Annotated in this window: 14 protein-coding genes and 1 tRNA gene; 11 read left to right on the top strand and 4 right to left on the bottom strand. The window is 40.8% G+C overall.

The genetic code is table 11. The features are described 5' to 3' along the window. Window positions 1–9 precede the first annotated feature (9 nt). The 4 genes from CHL1_RS10505 (at window position 10) to CHL1_RS10490 (ending at window position 3,091) form a co-directional block, all read left to right on the top strand. Window positions 10–96, top strand: a tRNA-Leu gene (locus CHL1_RS10505). 168 nt (window positions 97–264) lie between these two features. Then, window positions 265–1,092, top strand: coding sequence for a DUF1002 domain-containing protein (locus tag CHL1_RS10500; protein ID WP_070369414.1), 828 nt, complete (start codon window positions 265–267; stop codon window positions 1,090–1,092). 287 nt (window positions 1,093–1,379) lie between these two features. Then, window positions 1,380–2,414, top strand: a complete 1,035-nt coding sequence (locus CHL1_RS10495; RefSeq protein ID WP_228883423.1) for an HD-GYP domain-containing protein — start codon at window positions 1,380–1,382, stop codon at window positions 2,412–2,414. A 26-nt stretch (window positions 2,415–2,440) separates the two neighbouring features. Then, on the top strand, window positions 2,441–3,091 hold the full coding sequence (locus tag CHL1_RS10490; protein ID WP_070369416.1) for an adenylate kinase: 651 nt from the start codon (window positions 2,441–2,443) through the stop codon (window positions 3,089–3,091). Window positions 3,092–3,150: 59 nt separating this feature from the next. On the opposite strand, the gene CHL1_RS10485 is transcribed toward CHL1_RS10490, so the two are convergent. Beyond that, window positions 3,151–3,423, bottom strand: coding sequence for a DUF5661 family protein (locus tag CHL1_RS10485; RefSeq protein WP_026394762.1), 273 nt, complete (start codon window positions 3,421–3,423; stop codon window positions 3,151–3,153). A gap of 172 nt (window positions 3,424–3,595) precedes the next feature. Here CHL1_RS10485 and CHL1_RS10480 point away from each other — a divergent pair, with 172 nt between their 5' ends. Next, a complete protein-coding gene (locus tag CHL1_RS10480) occupies window positions 3,596–3,931 on the top strand; it encodes a Rieske (2Fe-2S) protein (RefSeq protein WP_070369417.1) in 336 nt (111 codons plus the stop codon). Window positions 3,932–4,039: 108 nt separating this feature from the next. Here the strand turns inward: CHL1_RS10480 and CHL1_RS10475 are convergent, their stop codons facing one another. The 3 genes from CHL1_RS10475 to CHL1_RS10465 all read right to left on the bottom strand — a co-directional run bounded on the left by CHL1_RS10475 (window position 4,040) and on the right by CHL1_RS10465 (window position 9,700). Further along, entirely contained in the window at window positions 4,040–6,610 is a 2,571-nt protein-coding gene (locus tag CHL1_RS10475; protein ID WP_250932779.1) for a chemotaxis protein CheW, read from the bottom strand. Between the two features lie 194 nt (window positions 6,611–6,804). Further along, entirely contained in the window at window positions 6,805–8,361 is a 1,557-nt protein-coding gene (locus CHL1_RS10470) for a carboxylesterase/lipase family protein (protein ID WP_250932778.1), read from the bottom strand. Beyond that, window positions 8,348–9,700: a tRNA(Met) cytidine acetate ligase gene (locus tag CHL1_RS10465; protein ID WP_250932776.1), complete on the bottom strand. Its 1,353-nt coding sequence runs from the start codon at window positions 9,698–9,700 to the stop codon at window positions 8,348–8,350. Before CHL1_RS10465 ends, CHL1_RS10470 begins: the two co-directional genes overlap by 14 nt. Before the next feature lie 148 nt (window positions 9,701–9,848). Here CHL1_RS10465 and CHL1_RS10460 point away from each other — a divergent pair, with 148 nt between their 5' ends. The 6 genes from CHL1_RS10460 to rnc all read left to right on the top strand — a co-directional run bounded on the left by CHL1_RS10460 (window position 9,849) and on the right by rnc (window position 13,942). Beyond that, a complete protein-coding gene (locus CHL1_RS10460) occupies window positions 9,849–11,039 on the top strand; it encodes an acetate/propionate family kinase (protein ID WP_250932774.1) in 1,191 nt (396 codons plus the stop codon). A 70-nt stretch (window positions 11,040–11,109) separates the two neighbouring features. Next, window positions 11,110–11,568 (top strand): YceD family protein, encoded by a 459-nt coding sequence (locus CHL1_RS10455; protein WP_070369422.1) that lies wholly within the window; start codon window positions 11,110–11,112, stop codon window positions 11,566–11,568. Window positions 11,569–11,601: 33 nt separating this feature from the next. Beyond that, window positions 11,602–11,781, top strand: coding sequence for a 50S ribosomal protein L32 (gene rpmF, locus CHL1_RS10450; protein WP_084504954.1), 180 nt, complete (start codon window positions 11,602–11,604; stop codon window positions 11,779–11,781). A gap of 125 nt (window positions 11,782–11,906) precedes the next feature. Further along, window positions 11,907–12,902 (top strand): phosphate acyltransferase PlsX, encoded by a 996-nt coding sequence (gene plsX / locus CHL1_RS10445; RefSeq protein WP_070369423.1) that lies wholly within the window; start codon window positions 11,907–11,909, stop codon window positions 12,900–12,902. A 3-nt stretch (window positions 12,903–12,905) separates the two neighbouring features. Continuing rightward, the gene (acpP, locus tag CHL1_RS10440; protein ID WP_070369424.1) at window positions 12,906–13,130 is read left to right on the top strand and encodes an acyl carrier protein; all 225 of its coding nucleotides are present in this window, start codon (window positions 12,906–12,908) and stop codon (window positions 13,128–13,130) included. Window positions 13,131–13,279: 149 nt separating this feature from the next. After that, window positions 13,280–13,942, top strand: a complete 663-nt coding sequence (gene rnc / locus CHL1_RS10435; RefSeq protein WP_070369425.1) for a ribonuclease III — start codon at window positions 13,280–13,282, stop codon at window positions 13,940–13,942. Window position 13,943 lies beyond the last annotated feature (1 nt).

Here is a 13,943-nt window from a genome sequence, read left to right as displayed (position 1 = left end):
TGTTATTATGCGAGGATGGTGGAACTGGCAGACACGCAGGTTTGAGGGATCTGTTGCAGCAATGCAGTGAGGGTTCAAATCCCTTTTCTCGCACCAATTTAAAAACAAAAAGTCGATTGCTTATGCAGTCGACTTTTTTCTTTGGATGACGATTTTGGTCTGATCCGTTGTTGGTTATAATTAAGTAAAAAAATAGGAATTTTTGTTATGATAACTTGGCTGTAAAATATTAATTTAAGCGACAGTGATTATGCGAGGTGAAGAATGAAAAAGAAAATATTATCAGGCGTTTTAGCGATTGTGCTATCGCTGGCAATGGTTAGTCCGGTGTTGGCGGACTCGAAAAGTGCCTGTGTGGCGATTGGTGCAGACAATACTGAAGCCCAACTCAAAACGGTTTATGGTTATTTTGATATTAAACGGGGCGATGTCGAGGAAACGGTGGTAACCAATGCGGATGAACGGGAATATCTGGAAGGTGTTGTATCGCTTGATAAAATTGGGTCTTTGGCCTTATCCAGTGTTTATGTCCAGGAAAAAAGTTCTGGCGGAATCGACCTGGAAACCCACAATATTGATTGGGTCACTGACGAGATGTATAAATCGGCCTTGGGAACGGCGGGAATCAAGAATGCCAAGGTGATTGTTGCAGCCTATACGCCGGTATCCGGAACGGGTGCGTTGACTGGCATCTATAAAGCCTATGAAGCAGCAACCGGTGATAGCCTTGATGAAGCGGCCAAAACAACGGCTGTTGAAGAAGTTGTGGTAGTTGGAGAACTTCAGGATGCCATCGGAGATGATGCGGTTAATATTATCAATAGTTTAAAAGGAGAAATTGCCCAGACCAAAACGATGAATGATGATCAGATTCGAGAACTGATCGTTGAGACGGCAGAAAAATATGATACTGTTTTGGATGACCAGCAAGTTGAAGAAATCTTAGTTTTGGTAAATAAGTTCAATGAACTGAATATGGATCCGGATACATTTATTAAGTTGATGGAGGCAGGCCAGCAAACCCAGGGCTTCTTCCAGCAGGTGCAGAACTTTTTCCAGGAAATTGGCAACTTCTTCACGAACTTAAAATAAGAAACAGAAAAACGAATGCGACCGTAAAACGCCATTGTAATCAAACCGATTAGAATGGCGTTTTTCTTTTTAGTAGAACTAAAAGTCAATAATCGTTTTCAAAATACTATTGACAAAAATAAGGTAAACAGATATCATCGTATCTAAAGAAACAAACTTTATTTCAGATAAAGCTTACTTTATAATAATAAATTATTAACAGCCCATTCAAAGAAGCATGGGTTGCAAGAGGTTACTGTGGAAGGACAATTATGAGATTCGTGCCAATATTTTGTTTACGAGAAGGAATGGTTGTTGCGTCGGATCTGTTTGGGGATCGGGGTGAACTGGTACTTCCGAGAAAAACAGTTTTAAATATAGAATTAATTCATAAAATTCATAAGTTTAAGTGTAATGGTCTCTTTATTGAAGAGGAACAGATCCAGAGCATTCCAATTGTGAAGACGATTGACAGCAGTTTGAGAACGAAGACCGTTAACGGGATCAAAGAGATTTTTATTTGTAAAGAGAATAACCAGCCGGTTCAAAAAGAACAGTTCACTGAGATGGAAGATCAAGTTGAAACAATAGTGGATGTGATCCTTAGGAACAAGGAAATGATGTTAAATATGGTTGATCTGAAAGTTTTCGATGACTATACTTATTTTCATTCAGTGAATGTTGCGGTATTATCCATAGGTCTTGGAACAGCCATGGGCCTTGATAAAACAGATTTATGCAACCTTGGATTTGGAGCATTACTTCATGATATAGGAAAGGTCTTTGTACCAAAAGACATTCTTCATAAGCAAGGTCCCTTGACGGATATTGAGTTTTCTGAAATGAAAAAGCATTCATTTTTAGGGTTTGAATATCTGGCCAGTGAATATGTTGGCAGTGTGGGAGCACAGGCTGGAATTCTGGATCATCACGAGAAGTTCTCGGGCGGAGGATACCCGAACAATGCAAAAGGTGACAAGATCTCGTTATATGGGCGGATTATCTCCATTGCCGATGTTTACGATGCCCTGACTTCAGATCGGCCATACCGAAAAGGGTTATTGCCCTCAGAAGCAATTGAATATATTATGGGTGGGACCGGAAATCTCTTTGACCCGGAGCTGGTGCGGGTGTTTGTTAGAAAAATCGCCCCTTATCCGGTTGGAACAACCGTTAAATTAAGCAATGGATTGTCGGGTATCGTCACAGATAATTTTGAGAGCTTTTGTATGCGCCCGAATATACGAATTTTTAAGAATGGCGATTATGAAATAAAACCCTTTGACATCTGTTTGGCAGATCGTCAAGCCCTGAATATTACTGTTGTAGACTATGCCAAGTAACACATTTTAATTTTGGAGGATTTTTTATGAGAATAATTTTATTAGGAACCCCCGGAGGGGGGAAGGGAACTCAGGCAAAATTGATTTGTGAACACTATGGCATTCCCCATATTTCGACCGGGGATATCTTTCGTAGAAAAATTAAAGAAGGCACAACAGAAGGCAAAGAAATAAGCACTTATACGGAAAAAGGTCAGTTGGTTCCAGATCGACTCACGATTGGTCTTGTCGATGAACGCTTAAAAAATGATGACTGCCAAAAAGGGTTTTTGCTCGATGGCTTTCCCCGTGACAAAAAGCAAGCTGAGGCTCTGGATCAGATCATGAAGGCAAAGAACGAACAGATTAATTTCGTTTTTTTGATTGATGTGCCAAAAGAGATCATTGTTGAACGAATTATGGGACGACGGGTTTGCCCAAAATGTGGTGAAAGTTATCATATCAAATATAACCCGCCAAAGGTAACGGGAGAATGTGATGTTTGTGGAACCCCTTTAATACACCGAGCGGATGATCAGGAAGAAATCATTCTAGACCGATTGGCTATTTATAATCAAACAACTGAGCCAATTTTGGAATTTTATAGAAACAAAGGAATTCTTCATAAAATCAAGGGCGATGGCGGAATCCAAGATATTTTTTCACAAATCGTCACGATTTTAGATGGCGTAAAGTAACGTATAGAAAAAAAGAGAATCCTTTTGTCAAAGAATTCTCTTAGGGTCATCATTAATAGTTATTTGCCTTCCCAAAAAGCCTCGGCCTCTTTTTCCATTTTTTCCAGACGGGTATAATAATCGGGAAATTCATTCAGGTGAGCCAGGGCAATTTTTCCGGTGACGAAAGGATCATCGCCAGTTACGTTTGTGCGGGAGTTATCGGTGCCATGCTCGAGCTCAACATCCATGCCCATTCGAAACTGCTCAATGTCAAATTTACTCCAACTGATTCCTAGCATTCTGCCAATTTCTTTTGCCTGCTCGGTTGTAAATACTTTTTTTGCTGACATAATATCACCTCTTCTTAAAATTTTAAAACGTGACAATACTGGTTGGATTTATTAATACTCAGTTTCATTATAGGGAAAATCAATATATTTGTCAATCAATGAGTGAACGTGTCTTGTTTGGGATTATATATTTGGGGTAAAACAACTAAAATTATGCACACAGGAGGGAAAAATGGGGTTTAAGAAAGTTGCTGAAATACAGGAGTTTGCGCAAATTGAAAAGAAACTGATTGAATTGGATAACGAAAAAATTTTGCTGACAAAGGTGGATGGGGATTATTATGCCATATCAAATAAATGCCCCCACATGGGAGGATCTTTGTACAAAGGCACCTTGAGGGATGGTATTATTACCTGTCCAAGACATGGTGCAAAATATGACGCAAAAACTGGCAAGGGTTTGGGAAAACCGAAGATTTTATTTTTGGAATTTAAAATGGAGAATGATCGCAGTTATCCGGTGAAGGTCGAAGACGGTGCGATACTGATTGATATTGATGCTAAGTAAACACGACTAAAATTAATTACCCGAGTGCAGAATGCCGATATTAAAGGCTATTGCGGCACCCGGGCTTTTTTATAGTAGATATATTTTGATTTGTATGATTGTAAAGTTTTAATTTGTTTCCATCGATTCCAGTAGGGGAAGCGCTGCTTCCAGATCTTCATCAACCTGGTTTTCAACCAGTTTTTCAAGGATAATCTGCGGATCCATTTCCAGAATGGTTCGGTCGGAACCATCGCTTAGGCAGATTATGCCTGTTATCGCTGATGAAATTTCTACGGGTTGGATATCATTTAAATTAATTTCCAGGACGCTCACCAGTTTCTCAACTTGAATGGCGATCATTTCATCATCGGATAATTTTAATAATAGCAGATGGGAGGTGTTCAGGCTGGGGTCATCTTTGTCAAATAAGGCCAGGGCATCGACTACTGCATAATAGTGATCATTAAATTCTACAGCCCCCCGAATTACAGCATTGGTACCCGGAACTGAAATGGTTTTGCTGGCTTCGAGTGCTTCAACAACATATGACTGCTCTAAACCATAAACCTGGCCATTAATAACAAAGGTGGCCAGTTTCTTATGTTCATTGTTCATTGAGAAAGCAAAGTCAGATTGCTCGATTTCTTTATCATTTGATCTATTAATGGTGATCTCAGCATAGTCTGCCATTTTTTCAAAAACAAAAGCAATGACATCATTATGGTACCCGTCTGAATTTTTGTATTCACGATAACAGGAAGAACAGGCACAGCCTATGGAATAATAACTGTTTTCGTAAACAAGAATTTCGGATCGGGTTTTGCCATTGGCGACAGTGAACAGTTCATCGGGCAAATCCAGTATATCACCAACGTGATAAGCTTCGTTAGTTGTTGATAGAATCATTTTTTTGCGATCAGCAAAGACAGCAAATGAATTATTATCAGAATGGAGGGACTCTTCTAAAATGGTCCGAAACTGATCTTCACTGTCAAAGACGATGCCGATACCACCAACAGTGCGGTTAGGATTATTAAAATCGGTGATGGATGCCCCGTAAATATAGGTGTGACGATGATCATACAATGCTGTTTGCTCAAAAGGCGAAACAAAATACTTTTCCTGTTTGGAGTTAGCCAGAACTTCACTGATATAGGGGTCTGTGAGCGTTTTGCCAATATCTTCACTACGATTGGGATTTGAAACGGCAATGATGGTTCCAGTTTTATCAAAAATAAATAAATTGCTGTAAACGGTGTAAAGATCATTGATATAGACAAGAATCTCAGTTAACTGTTTTTCTTCGGAAGTTGTTCGCACGTCTTTCGCAAGAATACGCCGAATCGTCGAATCCAATGCCCACCAGCGGCAATCATTAGCGCGTTCATAAAGGTTCCGATCCATGATATCCACCGATAATGAGGCTAAAAAGCTGGTATCGACGAGGCTGGTCGAGACAACCGTTGAAAACAGATTGGAAACGGAGCTTTGAAAAAGACTGCTGGTGTTAGTGCCGATCCGTCCAATGGCTCTTAAAATTGGTTTTAGGCGTGAATACTCGGCATCGATACTATCATCTCTGGCAATGATCTGACCGTTATAGACGATGCGTTTGAGTGACCCGTTAATGGTTTGGGTTTTATTGATAATTTCATTAAGTTCTGACGAAAATGAGTCGGCCTGATGCATCAAACCGGTGGTCACCGATGTATCAATGCTTTTCAGATTTCGATTATCTCGGAAAGCCAGATGGAGAGGTAGCATCACATGACCTTTCCAGCCCAGACCATAGTATTTCTGGTAACCTTGAGTGGCAATGGTTTTGGCAATGTAATCAGAGCCCCGATAGTAGACAACACCATTAACACCAGATTCGACGGGTTCAACAATGGTACCGGTGGGGACATGGTTTTCATCACTGCTGGCGATGACCATGTTGGTGTCGTCGATGATGGTCATCACCGAGCCGTCGTAATCGTTGGTTAATTTTTCAAAGATTTGAGCCATCTCATTTTCGAAGCGGAAACACAAACAGATCAGACCGATCGCCTGGGAAGTCCCTTCCCGGCAGATTCGACTGGAAAAAATATGAGAATTTTTATCACCATATTGGAGTTTCGAATTCTTAAAATACTCGACGAAATTTTGTTCCCCATCCATTGTCTTGATCAGATTGGGTCCTTTGATCTGTTTTCCCAGGATTTCATTTTGCTCATCAAGGTTTGCCAATACCCGGTAGTTATTATCGAGGACGATAATATCTTCATAAACGGAGTATTTCGCAACATAGTCCCGCATCCGTCTCAAAATCAAGTTGCGGTCACTGTCAGTGCGATCCTGGTTTTCGACAAAGCGGCGAATATCGTCATCAGTGGCCAGAAAACCAATATCTGCGGTTCTTTCGAACAGGTTGCGGATGAGAATATCGATGGCCACCTGGGTTTTCGAAATAATCTTCTGCTCCATTTTTTTTAGTTTTTCAGAAACGAGGGTGTCAATCAGCTCTTCCTGCAAATCAATAAAGCCATTTTGAATTTTTGTCATATTGGGAAGAACACTTTTTGATTGGATCGGACAGTTGATTTCAGATAGCAGTTTAATATTATCCCACTGGTCATTTAAATCAGAGATACTTTTATTGCACTCCTGCACATCGGGCATATAGGTTAAAAAATCCTTTTGTTTATATATTATCATTTCAATCTCCTTTTATTAAAAAAGATGCTTAGTGGTTAAACGACTCCAAGTTAAGCATCTTCATTATAATTATAGCCTCAGCTAAATGTAGCATTTTTTTATGGATTTTGCAAGATAATATGGAAAGATTAACAAATTGAAGGGAGTGCTGGGATCGCAATGTTACCGATCAAAACAAAGAAATAATTAACGATTCATCCAAACATCAGCGTCTCCAGAAATTCCAGATCCTCCCGATTCGGTAAAATTTTGCTGGAAAGCTGCGTGTCAAAAACCATGATGTACTGATTTTTGGGATCAAATTTTGGCCAGACGATCTGCCCCTTATACTCAACTCTGAAATTAGGATTACCATATTTAATAAAATTGACCCAGGATTGCTGCATAATCCAGGATAAATTACTGATCTTGGTAGCACGGCGTTGCCCGATGCCGTTGCCAAAAACAAAGGGCAGTTCCATTCCATGGGCAGTATTCAGTCCGACAATTTTCAGGATTGTGGGATCAAAATCAAAATTGTAAAAATAAACATCTTCGCCTAACTGGGCATATCGTTTGGACATCATGACCATCCCGATCAAAAAAGCGGTATAGGTATATATTTCCTGCGCTCGCACCAAAGGCGAGTGGCCGGAATCAACAAAAAAGTGATCCATAGCTTTTTGAGCATTTTCTGGACCAAAAATATGATAGCAGAGCATCTGATAAATACCCAGATTCGTGTGACTTTTAATAAATAGGGACGACTCATCGGTATTATAGCCTGCCAGAATTTTTACTGGATTGAGCTCGCCATTTTTGAGTGCCTGAATAGGGTCTTTTGGCAACACAACGCCATCGTATACTGGCCAGAAACCAAAAGCGTTTGGAACCGTGGCTTGGTTTGACTTAACCATGGAAAGTGCTGCGAAAACATCGCCAGGAAGAGCTCGCAGTTTTTCAAGACCAGCTACTGAATCTTCAATACCATACAAGTCGCATAGCAGTTTTCCATTAGCCATGGTTTTTTCAAAATGACCGCGATTGAGCACTGAAAAGGCTGAAATTGAAAAAATAGATCCACTTTCAACCACGGCCTGATGAAAAAGCCCTTTTGCCAGCGGCGACAGCATCAGTGCTGTGACACTGTAGGCGCCGGCAGACTGACCGCCGATTGTGATTCGAGCAGGATCTCCGCCAAAGGTCTCGATGTTGGCTTGAAGCCAACGAAGGGCCTGGATCTGATCGAGTAAACCATAATTACCGGTAGTGCCAGCTTCTTCAAGCAACCCCCGGGTTGCCAGAAATCCCAGGGCGCCCAACCGGTAATTAATTGTGACAACCACGACGCCTTCCTGAGCCATCCGACCACCATCATAAATCATTTCGGAGCCGGAGCCTGAAGAGAAAGCACCACCATGTATGAAGACATACACTGGCAGGCGTTCATCTGCCTGAACTGCCGGAGTCCAAATATTTAAAAACAGACAATCTTCGCTTTTTCCGTCCATATGGTAAGTACTTGGAGAATCAACGGTAATACCACCCATTTGAAGCGAGGCGTTGCCATGTTTTGAGCAATCACGAACATCCTCCCAGGTTGGCATCGGTTCAGGGGCTTTAAAGCGACGACTGCCAATCGGAGGGATAGCATAGGGAATCCCTTTATAACTGGACACGCCCCGTCGAAATTGCCCTTGAACTGGACCGGCTGGGGGATAAAGGATGGGTCTTTTAGACAAATCGTTTTTTTCTTTATTAAAAAAAAGCATAGCATTCTCCTTTGAATTGTGAAAGTAGCCCAGAATAAGGGACTTTATTAACGATGGCCAGCAGCGTATTATTGATTGGCAGGCCAAGTTTTGGGTGATCCTTGAACCGGACTCTGTGTGTAATCCTGATGATAGCGATACACGGTTTCGTAAAATTGATTATGAAGGTCAGTGGCCCGGCAATCGTAATTGAGCATTTTTTTTGGAGGGGAGTCAAGTTAAAACGGCTTTTTTTCAAGCTGGAAAGAATTAGTAACCGTCCCTGATTTTTTATTGCTTTCAGGATAGCGGCGCCAGTTTGATTAAAACCCAGTACCCGGAGGTAGGGGACAAACGAGTCGGCCTGAAAGAGGTTTAAGCTTTCTTTATCCAGTTCCAGCAGCCGATTGCACAAAATTCGACGAACCCGGGTTTGAGGAATGCGTTTTGAGATGATTTTATTGACGCACTCATCCAGGCTTGTGGCAATTTTTAAAGCATCTCTGATTTTATGCTCGAGTCCTTCATTTACATAGGGGGTATTTCTTAGGTGATGAACATCATGGGAAAGAATCTGCAGTCTCAGGGCGTTGAGAAAATAATCATCGCCCTGGAGATTGTAGTTTTTATTAAATGAGTTAATCAGAAGTTCAGGCAAATAAGGAAGCCTGTTATCCAAGCTTCTTAAAATTGCTGTTGCTGATTCCGGGTGGACAAGGGCATCCTTTAAAATCGAACGGATACCACTGGCACTGAGATACTTAGAGGGCAATACGCTGTGATAGTCGGCTCCTTGCCGCTTAACAGTCATTGAATCGATGGTACTTTGGGTTTTGTGAAGGGCTTTAAGATATTCAAGAGCCAGGATGTTGTTCGGGGTTTTTAAAAGATTACTAGCCTCATGGCCCAGGTAGGAACGAATCGCCAGCTCTCGGGCACGGGGAAAAGAAACCCCGGTCGCCAACTCCAGTTTAAGGAAATTTTTAAATTCAGCTGGTTCTTGAACCAGTATCTCAGCCAGATTATTTAAAGGACGGATATGTCCGAATTCGGAACCAAAAGAGAGGACATCGATCACGCCGGTGGCATTAAAAATTTTTATTCCGCCATGTGCAAAGGTTTCGGCACTTTGGCAGGCGTAACCAAAAGGCAGTTCGCAGACCAAATCTACGCCAGCGGTCAGCGCTAGGCGGGCACGTTCCCACTTATTTAAAATAGCAAATTCGCCTCGCTGAGTCAGACTGCCACTCATAAGAACCATCACGGCATCGCACTGGCTTTCTTTTTTTGAAGTTTGGATTTGCCAGGCGTGACCCAGGTGAAACGGATTATATTCGGCAATGATACCAAGAATTTTCATATTGGCCTCTCTTTTGTTAAAAAAATAGCAATTTTTAAATTTATTATCGAAATATGACAAAAAAATAATGGTATTATTTGCTTATTACTGTTATTATATAGAACGTATGAAACGTAATCAATAAAAAACTAAAGGAGAGTAATTATTAATGAATGTACTTGTTATTAACTGCGGCAGTTCTTCACTTAAATATCAATTGCTTGATATGACTACTGAAGAAGTTTTGGCAAAGGGTTTAGTTGAAAGAATTGGTATCGAAGGATCTGTTTTGGTTCACGAAGCGCCAGGTCAAGACAAGGTTAAATTAGAACAACCGATGAAGACACATAAAGAAGCGTTGAATCTTGTCATGGCTGCTTTAGTCGATCCTGCACACGGGGTCGTGAAGTCTTTAGAAGAAATCTCTGCTGTTGGCCATCGGGCTGTTCACGGTGCTGAAACATTTTCTGATTCAGTCGTTATTGATGATGCGGTTATTAAGAGCCTGGAAGAGTGTTCAGAACTGGCACCTCTTCATAATCCAGCCAACCTGATTGGGATTAATGCGTGTCGGGAATTACTGCCAAACGTACCAATGGTAGCAGTATTTGATACCGCTTTCCATCAGACCTTGCCTGGTGAAGCTTTCATGTATCCACTCCCTTATGAATTATATGAAAAATTCAAAATTAGAAAGTATGGTTTCCACGGAACTTCTCACAAATTTGTAAGTCAGGCTGCTGCCGAATTAATGGGTAAAAAACTGGAAGACTTAAAACTGATTTCCTGTCATTTAGGCAATGGTGCCAGTCTCTGCGCCATTAAAAACGGTAAATCGGTTGATACGTCAATGGGATTAACACCGCTGGCAGGACTGGAAATGGGAACCCGGTGTGGCGATATTGACACGGCTATTATTCCTTTCCTGGTCAACAAAGGCTACACTGTTGAAGAAGTTGATGTACTGATGAATAAAAAATCAGGTGTACTTGGTGTATCTGGAATCAGCTCCGATTTCCGTGATGTTGAAGGCGCTGCTAATAACGGTGATAAACGAGCGCAATTAGCACTGGATATTTTCCATTATCGGGTTCGAACAACAATCGGTGCTTATGTAGCTGCAATGGACGGCGTTGATGGTATTATTTTTACAGCTGGTTTAGGCGAAAACTCGACAACCTCCCGGGCGGCCATTTGCGGTGGTTTGAAATACTTGGGAATTACTATCGATCCAGTTGCCAACAGCAAACGCGGCGAAGCAACGATTATCTCTGATAAGGATTCTAAAACAACGGTAATGGTTATTCCAACCAATGAAGAATTAATGATAGCGAGAGACACACTGGCATTAGCTAAATAATGTAAAGTATTTCACTTGACAAAACGGGCAATCGTCTATATAATGATGATTGCCCGTTTGGAGTGATAAAATGAATTTTGAAATCAATAAGCTATTGCAGGAAAAAATAATCCCTTTTGAATTTGTTGTTAAAAATACCGATTTAAATGATATAGAGGGAGAACTGGATGAACATGGAGCCTTAGTGTGTGGAACCATTGAGAAGTTATCGAAAGGTAATTTTTTAGTAACTTTCACCATCGAGATGACTATGATCTTTCCCTGTGCGCGTTGCCTAGAACCAACCCCAATCGATTGTCTTTATGACTATACGGATACGGTAACGGTTGAAGATGACGAAGCAATACTTGATTTATTGCCCGTCGTTGAAGAATGCATTTATATTAATGAACCTTTCCGTGTACTGTGCAGTGAAGATTGTGCGGGTTTGTGTCCAAAATGCGGCAATAATTTAAATCACGAGCAATGTGAATGTGACAAATTTGGTGATTATGATCCTCGATTTGAAGCGTTGAAAAATTTATTGTAAGTGAAATGACTTTACTATTAGGAGGTGTGAGTGATGGCTGTACCAAAGAGAAAAACTTCAAAATCAAGAAGAGACAAAAGAAGAACACATTACAAATTAAATATTCCAGGAATGAGTACTTGTCCAAAATGTGGTGAAATTAAATTGCCTCATCGAGTTTGCAAGTCTTGTGGCACATACAAAGACGTTAGCGTTATCAGCTTCAACGAATAAACAGAGTCTAGACTCTGTTTTTTCTCTATCTGGGATTATTTCAGACCCGGATAATTTTTAGCGATAGTGTTTACTGAATAGCTTTTTTCTGGGATAATAGACAGATATATGGGAGGGTATAATTTATGAATATATTTTTAGATGCCATGGGTGGTGATCATGCACCCTATGAAATCGTCAAGGGTGCCATTGATGCTGTAAAAGAATATGATGTCAAGCTGACCCTGGTGGGTCACAGGCAGGCCGTTCTAGAAGAACTTTCAAAATACGATTACCCTAAAGACAAGATAGAAATTCTGCACGCCGAAACGGTCATTGAGAACACGGAAGAACCGGCCATGGCGATTCGGCGAAAACCGGATTCCTCGCTGGTGGTGGCCTTGGATGAAATGAAAAAAAGAGAAAATGCGGTGCTGATTTCGGCCGGTAGCACTGGTGCACTTTTATCTGGTGGTTTATTAAAGCTTGGTCGGATCAAGGGGATAAAGCGGCCTGCTTTAGCGGCGACTTTACCCAAAAGCGATGGCGTGTTTGTGCTCATTGACACGGGTGCCAATGCCGATTGCAAACCAGAGTATCTGGAACAGTTTGCTCAATTGGGAAAAATTTATTCAGAAAATGTTTTAGGTAAAAATAATCCGGGGATCGGTTTGATCAATATCGGTGCTGAAGCAAAAAAAGGCAACAGTCTGGTAAAAGCTGCTTACGAGCTTTTGGAAACTGGTGATTTTAATTTTTTGGGCAATGTGGAAGCACGGGATCTACCCGAAACCAAGGCTGATGTGTTAGTCTGTGACGGATTCACCGGGAATATCGTTTTGAAATTAACTGAAGGCATAGCGGCGTATTTGCTCAAGGGAATGAAGACATCAATCATGAGCAACACCAAAGGAAAAATTGGAGGAATGCTGATTAAAGACAATTTACGAAGTTTTAAGAAGCAATTTGACTATGCTGAATATGGTGGGGCACCTTTTCTGGGAGTCAAGGGCGGAATCATTAAAGCCCATGGCAGCAGCGATGCCTTTGCCATCAAAAATGCAATAAGGCAGAGCATGAAGTTTATTGAAAATGATGTGTTGCAAAAAATAACTGATAATGTAAAAAATATGGAGGCTTAAATCATGGATGAACGATTCTTAAAAGTCACGGCGATTATTTCAGAACAACTTGATGTTGATATTGATAAAATTACCCTTGAGACCTCACTCATTGATGATCTGGAGGCAGATTCACTGGATGTGGTTGAACTGATTATGGCATTCGAAGATGAGTTTGGTACAAAAATTGACGAAGGTGCATTAGAGAATATCCAAACAGTGGAAGATATTATCAACGCAATTTCCTGAGTAAACAAAATGAGTGCCGAAACAAAAATTGGCACTCATTTTCAAACAATTACGAAGTTTACACCAGGCGTTTGCATGTTTGGTCTTTTGATTGGGAATAGCGAGAAACGCCCAGGCGGGATCTCGTAATCGATAAGGGGGGATATTACGTGACAATCGAAGAAAAAATCGATTACCGTTTCAAAAAGAAAGATTTATTAAAAGTAGCATTAACACATAGTTCACATTCAGGAAATTCAACCAATAATGAACGACTTGAATTCTTGGGGGATGCAGTATTGGAACTGATTATCAGTGAGTATTTATTTTTAGCTCACAAGTTATCTGAGGGTAAAATGACGAAAATCCGTTCCAATATTGTATGTGCCGAGTCTCTTTCCAAGGCGGCTTATGAGCTTCATTTGGGAGATCATATCTTTTTGGGTAAGGGAGAAATTGTAACCGGTGGCCGACAGCGAAAATCGAATCTTGCGAATGCATTTGAGGCCCTGATTGGGGCTGTTTTTTTAGACAGTAATTTCGAAACGACACGAAAAGTTGTCCTCAAAGTACTGGAAAACAATATTCAACTGGCGTTATCAGGTGCCTTGGTTAAAGACTATAAAACTGAACTTCAGGAGTATATTCAAAAGAATAATGACAATGTGATTGAGTATATTCTGGAGCGGTCTGAAGGACCAGAACACAACAAGACCTTTTATATCAATTTGATTTTTAATGGCGATTGTGTGAGTCATGGGATCGGAAAAAGTAAAAAAGAAGGGGAACAGGACGCTGCAAAGAATTATTTGCATAAGACCAGGAAATTGTAAA

Source organism: Acetobacterium wieringae (genome assembly GCF_023700225.1).
Classification (GTDB): Bacteria; Bacillota; Clostridia; order Eubacteriales; family Eubacteriaceae; genus Acetobacterium; species Acetobacterium wieringae.
Note: the sequence above shows the minus strand (reverse complement) of the source record. Positions and strands in the feature narration are given on the sequence as shown.

What these genes read in the sequence shown, in the direction of transcription:
- CHL1_RS10480 (WP_070369417.1), top strand. Translation starts at nt 3,596, where the DNA reads ATGGGGTTTAAGAAAGTTGCTGAAATACAGGAGTTTGCGCAAATTGAA.
- CHL1_RS10490 (WP_070369416.1), top strand. Translation starts at nt 2,441, where the DNA reads ATGAGAATAATTTTATTAGGAACCCCCGGAGGGGGGAAGGGAACTCAG.
- rpmF (WP_084504954.1), top strand. Translation starts at nt 11,602, where the DNA reads ATGGCTGTACCAAAGAGAAAAACTTCAAAATCAAGAAGAGACAAAAGA.
- CHL1_RS10500 (WP_070369414.1), top strand. Translation starts at nt 265, where the DNA reads ATGAAAAAGAAAATATTATCAGGCGTTTTAGCGATTGTGCTATCGCTG.
- CHL1_RS10475 (WP_250932779.1), bottom strand. Translation starts at nt 6,610, where the DNA reads ATGATAATATATAAACAAAAGGATTTTTTAACCTATATGCCCGATGTG.
- CHL1_RS10470 (WP_250932778.1), bottom strand. Translation starts at nt 8,361, where the DNA reads ATGCTTTTTTTTAATAAAGAAAAAAACGATTTGTCTAAAAGACCCATC.
- CHL1_RS10455 (WP_070369422.1), top strand. Translation starts at nt 11,110, where the DNA reads ATGAATTTTGAAATCAATAAGCTATTGCAGGAAAAAATAATCCCTTTT.
- CHL1_RS10485 (WP_026394762.1), bottom strand. Translation starts at nt 3,423, where the DNA reads ATGTCAGCAAAAAAAGTATTTACAACCGAGCAGGCAAAAGAAATTGGC.
- CHL1_RS10465 (WP_250932776.1), bottom strand. Translation starts at nt 9,700, where the DNA reads ATGAAAATTCTTGGTATCATTGCCGAATATAATCCGTTTCACCTGGGT.
- CHL1_RS10495 (WP_228883423.1), top strand. Translation starts at nt 1,380, where the DNA reads ATGGTTGTTGCGTCGGATCTGTTTGGGGATCGGGGTGAACTGGTACTT.
- CHL1_RS10460 (WP_250932774.1), top strand. Translation starts at nt 9,849, where the DNA reads ATGAATGTACTTGTTATTAACTGCGGCAGTTCTTCACTTAAATATCAA.
- plsX (WP_070369423.1), top strand. Translation starts at nt 11,907, where the DNA reads ATGAATATATTTTTAGATGCCATGGGTGGTGATCATGCACCCTATGAA.
- acpP (WP_070369424.1), top strand. Translation starts at nt 12,906, where the DNA reads ATGGATGAACGATTCTTAAAAGTCACGGCGATTATTTCAGAACAACTT.